The sequence below is a fragment of the Pseudomonas sp. HY13-MNA-CIBAN-0226 genome (genome assembly GCF_040310305.1).
Lineage (GTDB): Bacteria > Pseudomonadota > Gammaproteobacteria > Pseudomonadales > Pseudomonadaceae > Aquipseudomonas > Aquipseudomonas gregormendelii.
Genome location: NZ_JBEOPS010000094.1, coordinates 1 through 365, shown reverse-complemented (window position 1 = coordinate 365; position 365 = coordinate 1). Strand labels below are relative to the sequence as shown.

Here is a 365-nt window from a genome sequence, read left to right as displayed (position 1 = left end):
GCACAGGTCAATGCCTTTGTGCTGCGCTATGCGGTTGATACTTTGACCGAAATTGCTACCCTTGCCGATCCTTGGGACGCGGGTTGGCGAATGCTAGGTATTATTAGTGCGGTGCTATTGACCAAAGAGGTGTTATCGATATTCATCTCGTTTGGTCAGCGCTTTTATGGTGAAAAGATTCGTATCAATCTATCGCGTGATTTATCGCAAAAAATCATTGAGCGTATCTTGACCTACCGTATGGCGTTTTATACCAGTAGCGAAAACGACAGCGGTAAATTACAAACCCGTATCGATTATGGCGTTAGCAGCCTGACCAGTCTGGTGCAAAATTTCTTTATCGATATGCTGCCGCTGTTTGCCAG

1 protein-coding gene is annotated in these 365 nt (G+C 45.5%); it reads left to right on the top strand.

The window, feature by feature from the left end; genetic code table 11:
- Positions 1-365 (top strand): ABC transporter transmembrane domain-containing protein (locus AAEZ05_RS27915; protein ID WP_350649789.1); only part of this gene is annotated, 365 nt, incomplete at both ends.